The following is a 14,448-nucleotide window of genomic DNA, read 5'->3' on the forward strand; positions in this document are numbered from 1 at the left end:
TCTCCCTAAGGTTTCTCATCGGCGCACTCCGGCGATGGCATAGCGCTTGCGCAGCAATGCGACGCCTTGCGATGCCGCCGAACTGATGGCGAGGTAGACCACGACGACCACGAGATACATCTCGACGAGACGACCGTTGAGCTGCGCGAGCTTCGAGGCCGCGCCGAGCAGGTCGGTGAGCGAGAGCACGTAGACCAGCGAGGTATCCTGGAACAGGATGATGGTCTGGCTCAGGATGATCGGGCTCGCCACGCGGAGCACCTGCGGCAGGATCACGCTGCGATAGGTCTCGAAGGTGGACAGTGCGAGCGCCTGGCACGCCTCGAACTGTCCGCGGTTCACGGCGCGCAATCCGACGCGGATGATTTCCGAATAATAGGCCGCCTCGAACAGGCCGAAGGTGATGAAGGCGGTCCAGGTGGCGCCGATCGGAATCGGGCGACCGTTTCCGCTGAGATGGCCGAGCACGATCGGCACCAGGAAGAAGAACCAGAACAGGACGAGGATCAGGGGGATCGAGCGGATCAGGGCGATGTAGCCGCGCACGACCTTCCCGATCACCGGCACTTCGAAGTGCTGCAACAGCGCAAGGCAGGTGCCCAGGATCATGCCGACCACGAAGGCCACCGCGGTCAGCGCCAGCGAAAACAGCAATCCGGACCAGAGATAGGGCCACGCCTGCAGAACAATCGAGAAATCGAGGCTGTTCATTTCACGACCTCCATCCCTGAGGGCAACGAGCCGGCCTGCCCGACGTCGTCGGCCAGGCTCGGCTCGATCGCATCCTCCGCACGCCCTGTGCCCGGAATGCGCACGGCCCTGTCGATCAGCGCCATCCCCTGATAGGCGATCAGCGCCAGCGCGAGATAGATCAGGGTCGCGGCGCCGAAAGCCGTGAAGGTCTGGAACGTCGCCTCGCTGATCTGGCGCGCCTGAGCCGTGAGCTCCATCAGCCCGATCGTCAGTGCGACCGAGGTGTTCTTGTAGATGCCCATCACCTCGCTGGTGAGGCTTGGCACGATCAAACGCAGCGCCTGCGGCACGATGATATGGCGGTAGGTCAGATAGGCGGTGAGTCCGAGTGCGCTTGCCGCCTCGGTCTGCCCTCTCGGCAGGGCCTCGATCCCGGCCCGAACCTGCTCGGCGATCCGGGCCGCGGTGTAGAGGCCGAGGCACAGAAGTGCGGGGACGAATGATCCCCAGGGCGGCGGAATCTGCTTGATGGCATTTCCGAGCGTGACGGGAAGAATCTCCGGCAGGACGAAGTACCAGAGAAACATCTGCGCCAGGACGGGGATGTTGCGGAAAATCTCCACATACAGGCGCGCAAGCGCAGCGATGGCCCGGTTCTGCACGGTGCGGCCGATCCCGACGACGATCCCGATCGCAAAGGCAATCCACCAGCCGAAGAACGCCAGGGCCAGGGTCCAGCCGAGGCCCGACAGAAGCCAGTCGATGTAGCGCTGGCCATCCGCCGTCTGTTCAAAGAGCACCGCGAACATGGCGAACCTCGAAGCTCCGGATACAAGAGAGGATCAGCGTGCGGAAAGATTCCGCGATATGGTTCTCCGACTAATCGACGGCATCGCTGGGATGCGCGATCCGTTCCTTCAGTTCGTCGGTCAGCGGAAAGGCAAGATTCTCGCCTTTTGGCGGAATCCCCCGCGTGAACCACTTCGCGTAGGTCTTTTCGAACTGCCCCGACGCCATCTGCTTCGACAAGACGTCGTCGACGAGCGCCTTGAAGCCGGCATCGCCCTTCGTGAACATCAGACCATAATAGATCTTGGCATAGCCCTCGGGGAGGAAGATCAGCGCATCCGGTTTCGGCGCTGCGGCCTTGAGGCCGGCGAGCAGGATGTCGTCCTCCATGAAGGCGGCCGCGCGGCCGGTGTTGAGCATCAGGAAGGATTCCGCATGGTCTTTCGCCTGGACGATGTTGAATCCGAGCTGCTCCTTTGCATTCACGCCTTGCGCGAAGCCGACGGCATTGGAACCCTGGGTCACGACGATCGTCTTGCCCTTGAGATCGCCGGCCGTCTTCAGGCCGCTGTCCGCCTTGACCAGCCAGCGCGGCTGGCTGACGAAGGTGGCGACCGAGAACGAGACCTGCTCCTGCCGCTTCCTGTCGTTCGCCGTGCCGCCACACTCGATGTCGACGGTGCCGCTTTGGATGAGCGGGATCCGGTTGGACGAGTTCACCGGCGTGTAGTTGACGGCGAGATTGGGCAGGCTGAGCTCCGCCTTGATGCGCTCGACGATGCCGGCGCAGAGGTCCAGCGAAAAGCCGATCGGCTTTTGATCGGGACCGAGATACGAGAACGGAATGGAGGCCTCGCGGTGACCGATGGTGATGGCACCGCTCGACTTGATCTTGGCGAGCGTGGGACTGTCGGCCGCGATCGACGGCCCAGCGAGGGTGCCGACGGCCGCAAGGCCGATTAGGCCGCCCCATACACGCGCAAAACTCGTCATGTGCATCTCCCCTCCGAAGAACAGCCTAGGCGGCCCTGGACGACGGCTTCACGCCGCGCCGCTTGATGATGTCGATCAGGCGATCGACATCGGCGAAAGTGTTGAACATCCCGAACGACACGCGAATGCCATCGCGCTCCGGCGAGACGCGCACACCGTTCTGCTCGAAATGGCCGAGCCATTCGGCGGCGGGAAGCGCGATGACGTAAATGTGCGGCGCGCGGTGCTGCCGATCGCGGGGACCGACGAGACGAACGTCCAGCGCGTCGAGCCCCGCGATGAGATGATCGCCGAGATCGAGACAATGGTTCTGGATGTTCTGCACGCCCAGCGCTTCGATCATGTCGAGGGAGGCACCGAGCGCATGGATCGCCGGAAGATTGAAATTGCCGAGCTCGAAGCGGCGCGCGCTCGGGGCCAGTTCGAGCTGGTCGGGCCGGGCGATGAGATCGGCCGGGACCTCCGCAAGGCTGGCGGCGGCGAGATAGGCGGGCTCGAGCTCGATCCTCGATTTGTCCCAATACAGCAGCCCAAGCCCTTGCGGCACGAGCAGCCCCTTGTGACTGCCCGACCCGATGAAGGTCGCACGCATCGCCTTGGCGTCGATCGGCACGACGCCGATCGCCTGCATGACGTCGACGACGAAATAGAGCCCCTGCTCGTCACAGAGGGCGCCGACGCTTTCGACGTCAAAACGATGACCGGCGTGGAAGGTCACCTGCGACATCGAGATCGCCCGCGTGCTCGCGTCGATGTGCGGACGAAGGCTGTCGGCGTTCACGATCTCCGTCATCGGCACGAACTCGACCGTCACGCCCTTGCGCCGCAGATTGAGGAACGCATAGGCGTTGTTGGGATGATCGCCATGGATCATCAGCACCTTGTCGCCGGCGCGCAGGGGCAGCGCGTTGGCGGCAATGTTCATGCTTTCCGAGGTGTTCTTGGTGAAGGCGATCTCGTCGGCCGCTACGCCGAGAAACCGCGCCAGCTTCTCGCGGGTCAGCTCGACGCGATCGAGCCACACGCTCTTGGGGCCGGCCGTCTCAAGGCCCTCGCGGAGGAAGAGATCGATCGCCGCCTTGACCGGGCGCGCGAGCGGCGTCTGGAAGCCGGCGTCGAGATAGGTGATGCGCTCGACAGCCGGAAATTCCTTCCGCACGGCACCGACGTCGTAATGGCGAGACATCCCACTCTCCTGATGAGCGCGCCCGGCAGGGCTCTGGCTGCGCTGCACAAATCCTGATCACCTTTCGGCGGCGCCAACGATATGAGCAATCCGCCGGTGCGGCCAAGAGTAATTTTCATATTTCAATAGTATTTATTCCGAAAAATGATAATTATATGGGATGTCACGCAAGGATGAGTAGATGCCGCAAACCAATTCCGACGGACCGCTCGACCGGGCCTTCGCCATCGTTGGCCATGTCGCCGGTCAAGTCAGAGCTGTCTCGGTTGCGGAAATCGCCAACGCGCTGGCTCTCCCGCTGCCGACGGCGCATCGCCTGATCGGCAATCTGGAGCAGCGCGGGCTTCTTCAGAAAGCCCTGGGAACGAAGCGCTACGTGGTCGGCAACCAGCTGGTCACGCTGTCGGCCAAGGTCATCGGCGCAGCTTTCCGCACCGCGCGCCGGCACGCCGTGCTCCGCGCAGTCGCGGCCGAAATCGGCGAGCAATGCGAGATCGGTGTCGTGCGGGACAATGTCGTCGCCTACGTCGACAGCGTCCGCGTGTCGCAACCGCAGGGGCTCCAATTCAATCCGGGCGAAGCGGCACCGCTCCACTGCACGTCAACCGGCAAGATCTACATGAGTCGATTGCCGGAGCGAGCGCGCGAGAAGCTGTGCCGCGCACTCACGCTCACCAAATACACCGAGACGACGATCGTCGACGTCGAAAGCCTGATGAAAGTCCTCGACGAGACGCGCAAACGCGGCTGGGCCAAGACCAACGAAGAGTATGTGCGAGGGGTCGTCGGCTGCGCCGTTCCCATCCTGTCTCCGGATCGCGAACTGATCGCGTGCCTCGGCGTCTCCGTTCCCGTGGCCCGCGTGAGCTTCGCCGAGCTGGATCGGTTCATCGCTCCGCTGCAGAAAGCCGCTGCGCTGCTGTCGGAGACCATCCTCCAGGCCGACGATGACGGCGCGAGCGAGGCATCAGAGACGTTCTAGTCCTGCCCGTTTGATTGTCCGCTTCCGGCCCCCGTCGGCGCCGCTCCGCGCCCACAGCAGCGCGAGCGGCCCCAGCGCGATGCCGGCGGCGAGGACGATGAACGCCAGCAGCCAGCCGGTCGCGCTCTGCGGGCCTCCGGCCGCGTCGAGCGCAGCGCCGGTCCCCCACGCGCCAACCGCTGACAGGCCGAAACCAACCGTCGAGTGCAAGGCGAGCGTCGCGCCGCGATGTTCGGATGCGGCGGCGGCCGACATGCCCGCGGTCAACGCGCCGGAATCGGCCGGCACGGTCAGGCCATAGAGGAGCAGCAGCAGTGCGAGCAGCCATGCCGGGGCCGTCGCGTTGAGGCCAATGACCAGCGCGACGCAAGCCGACGCGATCATCACGATCGTGATCGCGCGATGGCGGCCGAATTTCAGCGCCGCCTCGTTGCCAAGGATGCTAGCGGGCATCGAGATCACCGCGAAGCAGAAGCTCAGCACAACGGGGCTCAACCACGCCGGCGCGCCCTGATGGGCAACGACGAACGTCCAGAACCCCACCAGCCAGGTGCGGATGCCATAGAGCTCGAAGCAGTGCGCACCATAGCCGAGGATGTATCCGAGCGCCTCGCGGTTGGCGAAGACGGGAGCAAAGTTCAGCAGACGCCCGGCTTTCGGCACGGGTCGCCGCGGGTCGATCAGGAGGCACGCGCCGACCATTGCGACCGGACCGAAGCCGGTCACGAGGAAAGCCGTCCGCCAACCCCACCTGTCGGCGATCAGTTGCGCCACCAGGAACGAGAGGCCGACACCCACCGAGAAGCTCGACGTGTACAGCGTGACGGCCCGCGAGGTGTCGCCCGCGGGAAGCCGGTCCGTCAGGGCTTTCAGGCCGGGCATGTAGGCGCCCGCAAATCCGAGCCCTGCAAGCGACCAGATCGCCGTGCCCGACCAGAACCCCTGCGCGAACATGCCGAACGCCGCGGTGGCGAGCCCGCTGACGATCGAGCCCCAGAGCAGGACCAGCCGCGCATCGATCCGGTCGGTCAGCGTCGTCAGCACCGGCACTGCGAGCATGTAGCCGAACGCATAGCCGCTTGCCATCAGGCCGCCTTCGGCCGCGGAAAGTCCCCACGCCGGCATCAGGTGCTGCGCCAGGTTCGCGGACAGCGTCACATGCGGCAGCAGGTTGCCGACCTGGCCGATGCACATCACCGCAATCAGAGACCGGCCGCTCAAGCTTCGAATTTTGCCCTCCATTGCGGGGAAGACAGCGCCGGGGTTGGCAGGGTGCCGAGCGCCGGTCTTTCGGCGAGCGGGTGCGGAGCGGAGTGCCTCATGAACAGCCACACCCCGAAGCGCCCGACGTCTTCGCGGTTTCGTCGGCGGCGCAGCAGGCCGACGAAACGTCCTTCGGCGGTCCGCCGCAGCATCCCGACGCGGCGGCAGCGGTCTCAAGGCCGCCGCGCGTACAGACGCCGGTCTCGGGCAACACAAGCTCGACTCTCGCCGCGGCGCGCTTGTCGCCGGCGATATCGGCCGCGATCGAGCGGACCTGCTCATAACCCGTCATCATGAGGAAGGTCGGCGCTCGGCCGTAAGACTTCATGCCGGCCAGGTAGAAACCCGGCTCGTCATGCGCGAGCTCGCGGGCGCCGTGCGGGCGCACCGTGCCGCAGCTATGTTCGTTGGGATCGATCAGCGGCGCCAGCGCGACCGGTGCCTCGATGGCAGGATCGAGCCGCAGGCGCAGCTCGGACAGGAACGAAAAGTCGGGACGGAAACCGGTCGACACGATCAATTCGTCCGCGATCACGTGTCGCGCACCGCTCAAGGCGCCGGCGGCGATCTTGAGCCGGCCCTCGGAGTCCGTAAGGTGCGTGACGCCGAATTCGGTCTCGATCCTGATCTTCCCGGCGGCAACGAGCGCGGCGAAGGCGCTGCCGAGCTCGCCGCGCGCGGCCAGCTTGTCGTTGCGGCCGCCGCCGAAAGCCTTGGCGGGATCGGCGCCGCGCAAGAGCCAGACCGGTTGCGTACCCGGCACCTCGCCCGCGAGATGCACGAGATCGATCAGCGTGCCCACGGCGGAATGGCCGGCGCCCAGGACGGCAACGGTCTTCCCGGCATATCTGGAACGGGCGGCGCCTCGCACATCCGGCATGCCGTAGGCGACGCGGCCGGCGCACTCGGGCTCGCCGATCGCCGGCAAACCGTTGCTCCCGGCCGGATTGGGGGAGAACCATGTGCCTGACGTATCGATCACAGCATCCGCGCGCAGCACTTCGGGGCCGCTGCCGTTCCGGTAGCGGATCTCGAACGGCGCCTGCTCGCGTCCCCTGGTCCTGGCCTTGTCGAAGCCGACACGGCTGATCGCCGAGACGCGGCTGGAGGTCCGGATCGCCTCACGCAGCGGCGTTCGCGTCGCAAGCGGCGTGAGATATCGATCGAGCAGCTCGCCGCCGGTCGGATAGGACTGAGGGTCCGGCGAATTCCATCCCGTCGGCGCGAGCAGACGCGCGGCGGCCTTGTCGATGTTGTACTCCCACGGCGAGAACAGCTGCACGTGCTGCCACTGGCGGATCGCATGTCCAGCCTCCGGCCCGGCCTCCAGCACGACGGGCGACATGCCCCGTGCGAGCACATGCGCGGCCGCAGCGAGGCCGACGGGCCCTGCCCCGACGATAGCTACCATCTTCCCATCACGCATCTTGTCATCCTATAATTCTAGAAATTTCGAATAACCGGCCGAAAAAATCAGGCCGCCGTCCGGGCGCCCTTGCATCCGACTTCGTCCGCACAGCACTCCGCCGCGAGGAAATCGACCAGGCCCCGCATCAAGTCATAGTTCGCGTGACAGACCAGGGTCGTCGATTCGCGGACCTGGCTGATGAGTCCGACCGCGACCAGAGACTTGATGTGATGCGACAACGTCGAGGCCGGGATCTTCAGCTTGTCCTGCAAGCGGCCGACGGGCATGCCCGACCGTCCGGCCCGGACCAGGGCCCGATAGATCTGAAGCCGTGTCCGGTTACCCAGGGCTTCCAGGCGTGCTGCTGCGTCGTCGATCTTCATGACGAGACAATGCACCGAGCCGCCGGCGCGGTCAACTATATTTCTAGAATATTGGAAATACAGTTGAGACCGCTCCGGCGGAGGCTGGCATCAACAGCACTTTCCGTTCTGCTGGATCGGCGGACAAGGGACCGATCCGTACGAACAAAAGACGCAGCAATCGCCGCTCTTGGGCTTGAGCCGGGCCCCGCACCCCTTGCAATCGTAGAAGAACTGGCAGGCGTCAGTCGGCATGGTCTCGGCTGACGCGTGATGACAGACCGGACACGTAATAACCGATTGCGTTTGCATTGCCGGCTTTCCGCGATCGCAAGACAAGACCCATTCTAGTCGTTTGGCGCCAACGCGCCAACAAAGGTCGCGTTACTTTCGGAGCTCGACCTCCATCAGACCATAAAACTAGCATTATAGTTGTAATTCCCTAGGGTTTGCGGTATCGTGGAACCCATGAACCGGAAAATCGCTGCGCGCTGTCTGGCGGAACTAGGCAATTTGACGCGCCTGGACATATATCGGCTGCTGGTTCGAGCCGGGCCGCCCGGCCTTAGCATCACCGATATCCAGACCCGCCTCGACGTACCGGCCTCGACGCTCGCCTTTCATCTCCGCGGGCTGGTCACCGCTGGCCTCGTCGCACAGGAAAAAAACGGGCGCACGGTGATCTGCCGCGCTCGATACGATCGCATGGACGGAGTCATCGCGTTCTTGCGCGAGCATTGCTGCGAGGGATTTGCGAGTGACGCGCCGGCGGCGGCGACACGCCGGGCGAGTTGATCAGATGCGGATGGTGAGCCCCCGAACGTCGGCTCTCCATTATGGCTGGATCGTACTGGGCGCGGGCACATTCGGCTCGTTCATGACGCTGCCCGGCCAAACAGCAGGCGTTTCCGTTTTCTTCGACCCCATCACCGCCGATCTCGGAATCTCTCGCACATCAGCCTCAATCGCTTATGCAGTGGGGACGCTTGCGGGAATCCTCCCGGCACCGGTCATCGGTCGTTGGATCGACCGGCGGGGACCCCGCCTGGCGGCGACCATCATCGCGTGTGGCCTCGCCCTGGCCTGCGCTCTCATGGCGATGGTTCAATCCGCAGTGATGCTGCTTATTGGCTTCGCAGTGTTGCGTGGCGCTGCAATCGGAGGCCTCAGCCTCGTCAGTCAGCAGGTCGTCAATCTATGGTTCGTACGTCGGCGCGGGATTGCCGCTGCAGCAGCCAGTCTCGGACTCGCGGCCGGTTCCATGACCTTCCCGAAGCTGATCGATAGCCTGATCTCGCTCTACGGCTGGCGAGGCGCCTATCTCGCCCTCGCCGGACTTGTTGCACTCACCATTGTGCCGGTTGCGGCTGCCCTGTTTCGCGATCGGCCGGAGAAATACGGCCTCAGCACGGACGCCGGGTTGCCGCCGACTACGCAAGATCTACGGGAGGAGTCTTCGTTTACGCGCAAGCAGGCGCTCCGTACCGGCGTATTCTGGCTGCTGTGCGCGGCAGGCTTTCTCACCAATGCCATCGGCACCGCGCTCTTGCTCAATCACTTCTCAATCATGCGGACGGCCGGGATCGCACACAGCGACGCGCTGCTACTGCTGTCGCTTCTTGCCGGCGTTCAAGCCGTTGCGACACTCGGCACCGGATTTCTGGTGGATCGCTATGAACCCCGGCACCTCGTTCCGATCGCGATGTTCATGCTTGCGCTGGCGACGGCTCTTCCGGCGTTTAGCAGCGGCGTCGCCATCAGTGTGCTGTACGCGCTGAGCCTGGGAGGGGCGTACGGTTCGCAGCAAGCCATCAACGCCGCCGGCTATGCGCAGTATTTCGGCCGCGACCATCTCGGCGCAATCAGGGGCGCGTCGTTCGTCTTCGGCATTGCCGGCGCAGCGTTCGGCCCGCTGCCTTTCGCGGCAAGCGTCGATTGGGCCGGAAGCTATGCGGCCGTCCTGATCGGTTGCTGCATGCTTTGCATTATCTGCGGCGCCGGAGCATTCGCCGTCAAACGACCGTTCTCGTCGGCCGAGTCGATGATGAACTGCAAGATGGGAGCAACGCCATGACAGGCGGAGAAACGACCATCGTGGCTGGCATCGAAATTCCTTCGACCGACGCCTTCTTTCTGGCGGTGGTCCTGGGGCTGCATATTCCCCTGGGCCTTGCGTGCGTTGCGATCGGCGCAATCGCGATGTCGAGTGAGAAGCGTCGCGGGCGTCATTCGAGACTTGGGACGACCTATTTCTGGTCACTGCTGGCGCTCGTCGCGTCCGCGACGTTACTGTCACTTATGCGCTGGGCCGAAAACCATCACTTGTTCGTACTCGGTGTGTTGTCATTCACTTGCGCCTGGATCGGGCGCACCGCGCTCCGGCGCCGCTGGTGGTATTGGGTCAGGCTGCATATAGCTGGGATGGGCCTGTCGTACATACTGGTGCTGGTTGCTTTCTACGTAGACAATGGAAGGCAGCTTCCGCTTTGGAAGGACCTGCCCCATTTCATGTACTGGCTGATACCGCTGGCCGTTGGTATTCCGCTTATCGTTCGCGCGCTTCTGTGGCCGCCGTTGGCACCCGCCCGCCATGATTTCCACTTGATGCGGTAATTTGCGATGCGCGCCAATCGATGCCCTCAAGCCAATGCGGCCGAATAGCTCCTTCCGACGCTTGACGGGCCCTCCGGATTTCGGATTGACGAGCATCTAATAATTCCATAAATCTGGATACATGGAATCCGAAGAAGCCGTTCTCGCCCTCGCGGCGCTGTCCCAATCGACCCGTCTGGAGGCCTTCCGGACGTTGGTCAAACATGAGCCCGATGGCCTTGCGGCAGGCGACCTCGCGCGCCAGCTGGAAGTGCCGCCCAACACGCTCTCGGCCCATCTGTCGATCTTGACGCGCGCGCGTCTGGTCACATCCGAGCGGCACAGCCGTTCGATTGTGTATCGCGCCAACCTCGCCGAATTCCGGGACGTTGCGGTTTTCCTGCTTCGCGATTGCTGCGGCGGGCGGCCGGAGGTGTGCGAGCCGGTCGTCGAAAGCCTCCAAGCCTGCTGCTCTCCAAAGCGAAAGGGGCGTATCCGTGCCTGATCAAATCTACAATGTCCTGTTCCTGTGTACCGGCAATTCAGCACGCTCGATCCTCGCCGAGTCGATCCTCAGGAAGGACGGAGCCAGCCGCTTTCAATCCTTCTCCGCCGGCAGCACGCCGAAAGGTGCAGTTCACCCGCTGGCACTGCGCACGCTCGAGAGCATGGACTATCCTGCCGACGGGATGCGATCGAAAAGCTGGCTGGAGTTCACTGCGCTCGACGCGCCGGTGATGGATTTCGTGTTCACCGTTTGTGACAATGCCGCCGGCGAGTCCTGCCCGATCTGGCCGGGACAGCCGATGACCGCGCACTGGGGCATCGAGGATCCGGCCGCGGCAGACGGCACGGAGTTGCAGAGGCAGGCGGCGTTCGTCACCGCGTTCCGCTATCTCAAGAACCGGATCGACACCTTCGTGAATCTTCCACTGAGGAGCATCGACAAGCTCTCGCTCGGCACCAGGCTGCGCGAGATCGGCCGCGCCGATGGTGCGAGCCATTCAACGCCGAAGGCAGGCTGATGGGACTGTTCGAACGATACCTGACCCTCTGGGTCGCGCTCTGCATCGTTGCCGGCGTGGCGCTGGGACATATCATGCCCAGCTTCTTCGGTGCGGTCGCGACCGCCGAGATTGCCAAGGTCAATTTGCCGGTCGCGGTGCTGATCTGGCTGATGATCGTGCCGATGTTGCTGAAGATCGACTTCGGCTCGCTGGGCCAGGTCCGTGAGCATTGGCGCGGCGTCGGCGTCACCCTTTTCATCAACTGGGCTGTCAAGCCATTCTCGATGGCGCTGCTCGGCTCGTTCTTCATCGGCCATGTGTTCGCACCCATGCTGCCGGCGGGCCAGATCCCGTCCTACATCGCGGGCCTGATCCTGCTGGCCGCCGCGCCCTGCACCGCGATGGTGTTCGTATGGTCCAATTTGTGCGAGGGGGAGCCGCACTATACGCTGAGCCAGGTCGCGCTCAACGACGTGATCATGGTTTTCCTGTTTGCACCGCTGGTCGGACTGCTGCTCGGGGTCGCCTCCATCAGCGTTCCCTGGGGCACGCTGCTGCTCTCGGTTTTGCTCTACATCGTGGTCCCCGTGATCGTCGCGCAAGCGTGGCGAAGGGTGCTGCTGCAAAAGGGCGGCGATGCCTTCGCCCGCAGCCTGCGGACGCTGCAGCCTCTTTCGCTCGCCGCGCTTCTGGCGACATTGGTTTTGCTGTTCGGCTTTCAGGGAGAACAGATCGTCAGGCAGCCCGGCGTCATCGCGATCCTCGCCGTCCCGATCCTCGTTCAGGTCTATTTCAATGCGGGCCTGGCCTATTGGCTCAGCCGGCGGTTCGGCGTGGCCTGGTGCGTTGCCGCTCCAGCCGCCCTCATCGGCGCGAGCAATTTCTTCGAACTGGCGGTCGCTGCCGCGATCAGCCTGTTCGGCCTCGACTCCGGCGCGGCGCTTGCGACCGTCGTCGGCGTCCTTGTCGAGGTCCCGGTGATGCTGTCCGTCGTCCGCATCGTGAAGGCGACCAGAGGCTGGTACGAAGCCGGTGCCGGCAAGGTCTCCACGCCGGCGGAGGCCCGCCAGTGACGTCGCCATAAGCCGCCAACCGCGCGCAACACAACGATCACGAGCCAGACCCCGGTCCCAATCGCGGAGACATTCCGATGAGCGTCACGATCTATCACAATCCTGAATGCGGAACCTCACGCAATACGCTCGCGATGATCCGGCAGAGCGGTGCCGAGCCCACCGTTATTGAATACCTCAAGACCCCACCGTCGCGCGAAACGCTCAAGCAACTTATCGCAGCGATGGGAATATCGGTCCGCGCATTGCTGCGCGAGAAGGGGACGCCGTACAAGGAGCTCGGCCTTGCCGACCCCAAATGGACAGACGATGAACTGCTCGACGCGATGATGGCACATCCCATTCTGATCAATCGTCCGATCGTGGTGACGGCGAAGGGCACGCGGCTGTGCCGGCCCTCCGAAGCCGTCGTCGACCTCCTGGACAATCCCCTCGGCCGGTTTGTGAAGGAGGATGGCGAGGTGATCGAAGCCAGGTAGGCACGAACGAAGAACGCATTTTGCCCCGACGGCCCGATCAGAGACCGAGACAGATCGGACATCAGTTCTTCGTACTCGCCGTCTTGTCGAGCGCGGCACGCACGCCATTGGCGAGCTTGATCGCGTCGTCGTTCGCCCAGAAGTGCATGAAGAAAAGGCGCGGCTGCTCGTCCAGCATGTGGCTATGAAGCGCCGTTACGGAGATGCCATGGGACCGGAGCGCCATGATCACGGGATTCACCTCGTCGCCGATCAGCACGAAGTCGCCGGTGATGGCCGCCCTGCCGCCGCCGGTCGGCTGGAAGTTCACACCGGTCGCAACGCCCATGGGGCCGACGGGACTTAACTGCATTCCGTGCTCGGTAATCGGATCGCGGCGGGGAACGTTGAACTGATAGACACCGCCGTTGGCCTGCCCCTTGACGCCGATGATCTGATCGAGCTTGGCCGTGTCGAGATCAATGGCAGGCGGCGGGACCGCCGGAGCCGGCGCCGACATAGGCGTCTTGCTCTCGGCAAGCGCGGTCTTGATGGCGGTCGCGATCTTGAGCGGATCACCGTGCCCGGCCACATGCATGTAGAATGTCGCCGGAACCGCGCCGAGCAGATGGTTGTGAACGGCCGTAATCTCCAACCCGCTCTCGATCATCTTCTGCATGACCGGGTTGATTTCCGATTCGAGCAGCACCAGATCGCCCATTGCCATGACGGCGCCATGCGCGGGCTTGAACGCGACCCAGCCGCCCAGCGCCAGCGAAGGCTTGATGGTGACGCCGTCGAGCGTCACCGTGAGGTCGGTGCGGGGAAAGCCATAACGATGCACGTCGCCGGCGACGGCCGGCTTTCGGCCCAGCGCATCATCGACCTTCTGCCAGTCGACATCCTGCGCGTGAGCGGTCGCGATGAAGCATGCGCCGATGCCCATCAGCGGCAGAATTGCACTTCGCATTGATCTGCTCCCTCGAGCGAAATCCGGTTTCCGGAGTTCAGTTCTGCTCTTTGATCTGGCCGGCACCGTCGATAAGGAGCCGCACCGGCTTGCCGTTCTTGACCGCCTTGGCGGTCGTCCCCTCCGCCGTCGACTTGATCTCGCTGACCTGCGTGTAACCAGCCGCCTGGATCCTGGCGATCAACTCGTCTTGAGTCAGTGCGCGTGCGGTCGGCACGCCAGCCGCGATCGCCAGAAACAGGAAGGCGAGAAGGATTGTCCATGTTCGCATGGTCGTTCTCCCGGTCATGTCCCGCCCCAGGTGAAGTCCGCTTTTGCGACGCTGCCCTTCCAAATGGCGCAGGTCGAGAGGTCACGCCCCTGACGCAGGTCCGCCGGGACGCCCTTGTCGGTATGCGCGCCGACAGGCTCCGGCGCGCCGCGCGGGAGCGATGAGCCGAAACGATCTGTCAGATGAATTCGGAGTGTGGGGTGACATGCTGCGCCCTTGGTGACGATCAGGACGCGATTCTTGGGCATGACGCCTCACGGGGAGATCGCACATCCCCGTTGCCTGAAATAGAAAACCCGGAACGCCGAGCTGTCAACCTGCGCGTCGCGCGAAAGCACCGGGTAGGCCCCGGGTGGAACCGCGCGACCGTCTTGAAAGCCGAGGCCGATCTCACGTAAGGT

Annotated in this window: 19 protein-coding genes; 8 read left to right on the forward strand and 11 right to left on the reverse strand. The window is 63.9% G+C overall.

The annotated features are described in order from the left end of the window. Nucleotides 1-15 precede the first annotated feature (15 nt). From AB5K84_RS31630 to AB5K84_RS31645, 4 genes are all read right to left on the reverse strand, one after another. On the reverse strand, nucleotides 16-711 hold the full coding sequence (locus AB5K84_RS31630) for an amino acid ABC transporter permease (protein WP_011085882.1): 696 nt from the start codon (nucleotides 709-711) through the stop codon (nucleotides 16-18). After that, on the reverse strand, nucleotides 708-1,502 hold the full coding sequence (locus tag AB5K84_RS31635; RefSeq protein ID WP_011085881.1) for an amino acid ABC transporter permease: 795 nt from the start codon (nucleotides 1,500-1,502) through the stop codon (nucleotides 708-710). Before AB5K84_RS31635 ends, AB5K84_RS31630 begins: the two co-directional genes overlap by 4 nt. A gap of 70 nt (nucleotides 1,503-1,572) precedes the next feature. Further along, nucleotides 1,573-2,481 (reverse strand): amino acid ABC transporter substrate-binding protein, encoded by a 909-nt coding sequence (locus tag AB5K84_RS31640; RefSeq protein WP_011085880.1) that lies wholly within the window; start codon nucleotides 2,479-2,481, stop codon nucleotides 1,573-1,575. A gap of 19 nt (nucleotides 2,482-2,500) precedes the next feature. Next, nucleotides 2,501-3,661 carry an aminotransferase class V-fold PLP-dependent enzyme gene (locus AB5K84_RS31645; RefSeq protein WP_162494077.1) on the reverse strand — a complete coding sequence of 387 codons (1,161 nt, stop codon included), beginning with the start codon at nucleotides 3,659-3,661 and terminating at the stop codon, nucleotides 2,501-2,503. Between the two features lie 181 nt (nucleotides 3,662-3,842). On the opposite strand from AB5K84_RS31645, the gene AB5K84_RS31650 reads away from it, so the two are divergent. Further along, the gene (locus AB5K84_RS31650) at nucleotides 3,843-4,643 is read left to right on the forward strand and encodes an IclR family transcriptional regulator (RefSeq protein ID WP_011085878.1); all 801 of its coding nucleotides are present in this window, start codon (nucleotides 3,843-3,845) and stop codon (nucleotides 4,641-4,643) included. Here AB5K84_RS31650 and AB5K84_RS31655 read toward each other — a convergent pair. From AB5K84_RS31655 to AB5K84_RS31670, 4 genes are all read right to left on the reverse strand, one after another. Further along, nucleotides 4,629-5,837, reverse strand: a complete 1,209-nt coding sequence (locus AB5K84_RS31655; protein ID WP_038965724.1) for an MFS transporter — start codon at nucleotides 5,835-5,837, stop codon at nucleotides 4,629-4,631. The two genes, AB5K84_RS31650 and AB5K84_RS31655, sit on opposite strands and share 15 nt — an antisense overlap. A 124-nt stretch (nucleotides 5,838-5,961) precedes the next feature. Next, nucleotides 5,962-7,332 (reverse strand): NAD(P)-binding domain-containing protein, encoded by a 1,371-nt coding sequence (locus AB5K84_RS31660; RefSeq protein WP_011085876.1) that lies wholly within the window; start codon nucleotides 7,330-7,332, stop codon nucleotides 5,962-5,964. A gap of 47 nt (nucleotides 7,333-7,379) precedes the next feature. Beyond that, on the reverse strand, nucleotides 7,380-7,697 hold the full coding sequence (locus AB5K84_RS31665; RefSeq protein ID WP_028172264.1) for an ArsR/SmtB family transcription factor: 318 nt from the start codon (nucleotides 7,695-7,697) through the stop codon (nucleotides 7,380-7,382). 90 nt (nucleotides 7,698-7,787) lie between these two features. Continuing rightward, entirely contained in the window at nucleotides 7,788-7,988 is a 201-nt protein-coding gene (locus AB5K84_RS31670) for a GDCCVxC domain-containing (seleno)protein (protein WP_074077126.1), read from the reverse strand. 156 nt (nucleotides 7,989-8,144) lie between these two features. On the opposite strand from AB5K84_RS31670, the gene AB5K84_RS31675 reads away from it, so the two are divergent. From AB5K84_RS31675 to arsC, 7 genes are all read left to right on the forward strand, one after another. Then, nucleotides 8,145-8,471, forward strand: a complete 327-nt coding sequence (locus tag AB5K84_RS31675; RefSeq protein ID WP_028172265.1) for an ArsR/SmtB family transcription factor — start codon at nucleotides 8,145-8,147, stop codon at nucleotides 8,469-8,471. A gap of 4 nt (nucleotides 8,472-8,475) precedes the next feature. Continuing rightward, complete coding sequence (locus AB5K84_RS31680; RefSeq protein WP_162494076.1) at nucleotides 8,476-9,750, forward strand: MFS transporter; 1,275 nt, start codon at nucleotides 8,476-8,478, stop codon at nucleotides 9,748-9,750. Beyond that, complete coding sequence (locus AB5K84_RS31685) at nucleotides 9,747-10,289, forward strand: hypothetical protein (RefSeq protein ID WP_011085872.1); 543 nt, start codon at nucleotides 9,747-9,749, stop codon at nucleotides 10,287-10,289. The genes AB5K84_RS31680 and AB5K84_RS31685 overlap by 4 nt, the downstream gene beginning before the upstream one ends. 121 nt (nucleotides 10,290-10,410) lie before the next feature. After that, nucleotides 10,411-10,773 (forward strand): ArsR/SmtB family transcription factor, encoded by a 363-nt coding sequence (locus AB5K84_RS31690; protein ID WP_011085871.1) that lies wholly within the window; start codon nucleotides 10,411-10,413, stop codon nucleotides 10,771-10,773. Continuing rightward, complete coding sequence (locus tag AB5K84_RS31695; RefSeq protein WP_011085870.1) at nucleotides 10,766-11,293, forward strand: arsenate reductase ArsC; 528 nt, start codon at nucleotides 10,766-10,768, stop codon at nucleotides 11,291-11,293. Before AB5K84_RS31690 ends, AB5K84_RS31695 begins: the two co-directional genes overlap by 8 nt. Beyond that, nucleotides 11,293-12,348 (forward strand): ACR3 family arsenite efflux transporter, encoded by a 1,056-nt coding sequence (gene arsB / locus AB5K84_RS31700; protein ID WP_011085869.1) that lies wholly within the window; start codon nucleotides 11,293-11,295, stop codon nucleotides 12,346-12,348. Before AB5K84_RS31695 ends, arsB begins: the two co-directional genes overlap by 1 nt. A gap of 77 nt (nucleotides 12,349-12,425) precedes the next feature. Beyond that, nucleotides 12,426-12,827, forward strand: coding sequence for an arsenate reductase (glutaredoxin) (gene arsC / locus AB5K84_RS31705; protein WP_011085868.1), 402 nt, complete (start codon nucleotides 12,426-12,428; stop codon nucleotides 12,825-12,827). 61 nt (nucleotides 12,828-12,888) lie between these two features. Here the strand turns inward: arsC and AB5K84_RS31710 are convergent, their stop codons facing one another. From AB5K84_RS31710 to AB5K84_RS31720, 3 genes are read right to left on the reverse strand one after another with little or no spacing between them, the layout of a single operon-like run. Further along, complete coding sequence (locus AB5K84_RS31710) at nucleotides 12,889-13,776, reverse strand: DUF1259 domain-containing protein (protein WP_038965726.1); 888 nt, start codon at nucleotides 13,774-13,776, stop codon at nucleotides 12,889-12,891. A 37-nt stretch (nucleotides 13,777-13,813) separates the two neighbouring features. After that, nucleotides 13,814-14,047 (reverse strand): hypothetical protein, encoded by a 234-nt coding sequence (locus AB5K84_RS31715; RefSeq protein ID WP_028172272.1) that lies wholly within the window; start codon nucleotides 14,045-14,047, stop codon nucleotides 13,814-13,816. A 14-nt stretch (nucleotides 14,048-14,061) separates the two neighbouring features. Continuing rightward, nucleotides 14,062-14,295: a hypothetical protein gene (locus AB5K84_RS31720; RefSeq protein WP_038965727.1), complete on the reverse strand. Its 234-nt coding sequence runs from the start codon at nucleotides 14,293-14,295 to the stop codon at nucleotides 14,062-14,064. Between the last annotated feature and the right edge of the window lie 153 nt (nucleotides 14,296-14,448).

It is taken from the genome of Bradyrhizobium sp. 1200_D9_N1_1 (assembly GCF_052075915.1).
Taxonomy (GTDB): Bacteria; Pseudomonadota; Alphaproteobacteria; order Rhizobiales; family Xanthobacteraceae; genus Bradyrhizobium; species Bradyrhizobium diazoefficiens.

Excerpts from the sequence above, each read along its gene's own strand:
- AB5K84_RS31630 (WP_011085882.1), bottom strand. The coding sequence starts at position 711 with ATGAACAGCCTCGATTTCTCGATTGTTCTGCAGGCGTGGCCCTATCTC.
- AB5K84_RS31635 (WP_011085881.1), bottom strand. The coding sequence starts at position 1,502 with ATGTTCGCGGTGCTCTTTGAACAGACGGCGGATGGCCAGCGCTACATC.
- AB5K84_RS31640 (WP_011085880.1), bottom strand. The coding sequence starts at position 2,481 with ATGCACATGACGAGTTTTGCGCGTGTATGGGGCGGCCTAATCGGCCTT.
- AB5K84_RS31645 (WP_162494077.1), bottom strand. The coding sequence starts at position 3,661 with ATGTCTCGCCATTACGACGTCGGTGCCGTGCGGAAGGAATTTCCGGCT.
- AB5K84_RS31650 (WP_011085878.1), top strand. The coding sequence starts at position 3,843 with ATGCCGCAAACCAATTCCGACGGACCGCTCGACCGGGCCTTCGCCATC.
- AB5K84_RS31655 (WP_038965724.1), bottom strand. The coding sequence starts at position 5,837 with ATGTGCATCGGCCAGGTCGGCAACCTGCTGCCGCATGTGACGCTGTCC.
- AB5K84_RS31660 (WP_011085876.1), bottom strand. The coding sequence starts at position 7,332 with ATGCGTGATGGGAAGATGGTAGCTATCGTCGGGGCAGGGCCCGTCGGC.
- AB5K84_RS31665 (WP_028172264.1), bottom strand. The coding sequence starts at position 7,697 with ATGAAGATCGACGACGCAGCAGCACGCCTGGAAGCCCTGGGTAACCGG.
- AB5K84_RS31670 (WP_074077126.1), bottom strand. The coding sequence starts at position 7,988 with ATGCAAACGCAATCGGTTATTACGTGTCCGGTCTGTCATCACGCGTCA.
- AB5K84_RS31675 (WP_028172265.1), top strand. The coding sequence starts at position 8,145 with ATGAACCGGAAAATCGCTGCGCGCTGTCTGGCGGAACTAGGCAATTTG.
- AB5K84_RS31680 (WP_162494076.1), top strand. The coding sequence starts at position 8,476 with ATGCGGATGGTGAGCCCCCGAACGTCGGCTCTCCATTATGGCTGGATC.
- AB5K84_RS31685 (WP_011085872.1), top strand. The coding sequence starts at position 9,747 with ATGACAGGCGGAGAAACGACCATCGTGGCTGGCATCGAAATTCCTTCG.
- AB5K84_RS31690 (WP_011085871.1), top strand. The coding sequence starts at position 10,411 with ATGGAATCCGAAGAAGCCGTTCTCGCCCTCGCGGCGCTGTCCCAATCG.
- arsB (WP_011085869.1), top strand. The coding sequence starts at position 11,293 with ATGGGACTGTTCGAACGATACCTGACCCTCTGGGTCGCGCTCTGCATC.
- arsC (WP_011085868.1), top strand. The coding sequence starts at position 12,426 with ATGAGCGTCACGATCTATCACAATCCTGAATGCGGAACCTCACGCAAT.
- AB5K84_RS31710 (WP_038965726.1), bottom strand. The coding sequence starts at position 13,776 with ATGCGAAGTGCAATTCTGCCGCTGATGGGCATCGGCGCATGCTTCATC.
- AB5K84_RS31715 (WP_028172272.1), bottom strand. The coding sequence starts at position 14,047 with ATGCGAACATGGACAATCCTTCTCGCCTTCCTGTTTCTGGCGATCGCG.
- AB5K84_RS31720 (WP_038965727.1), bottom strand. The coding sequence starts at position 14,295 with ATGCCCAAGAATCGCGTCCTGATCGTCACCAAGGGCGCAGCATGTCAC.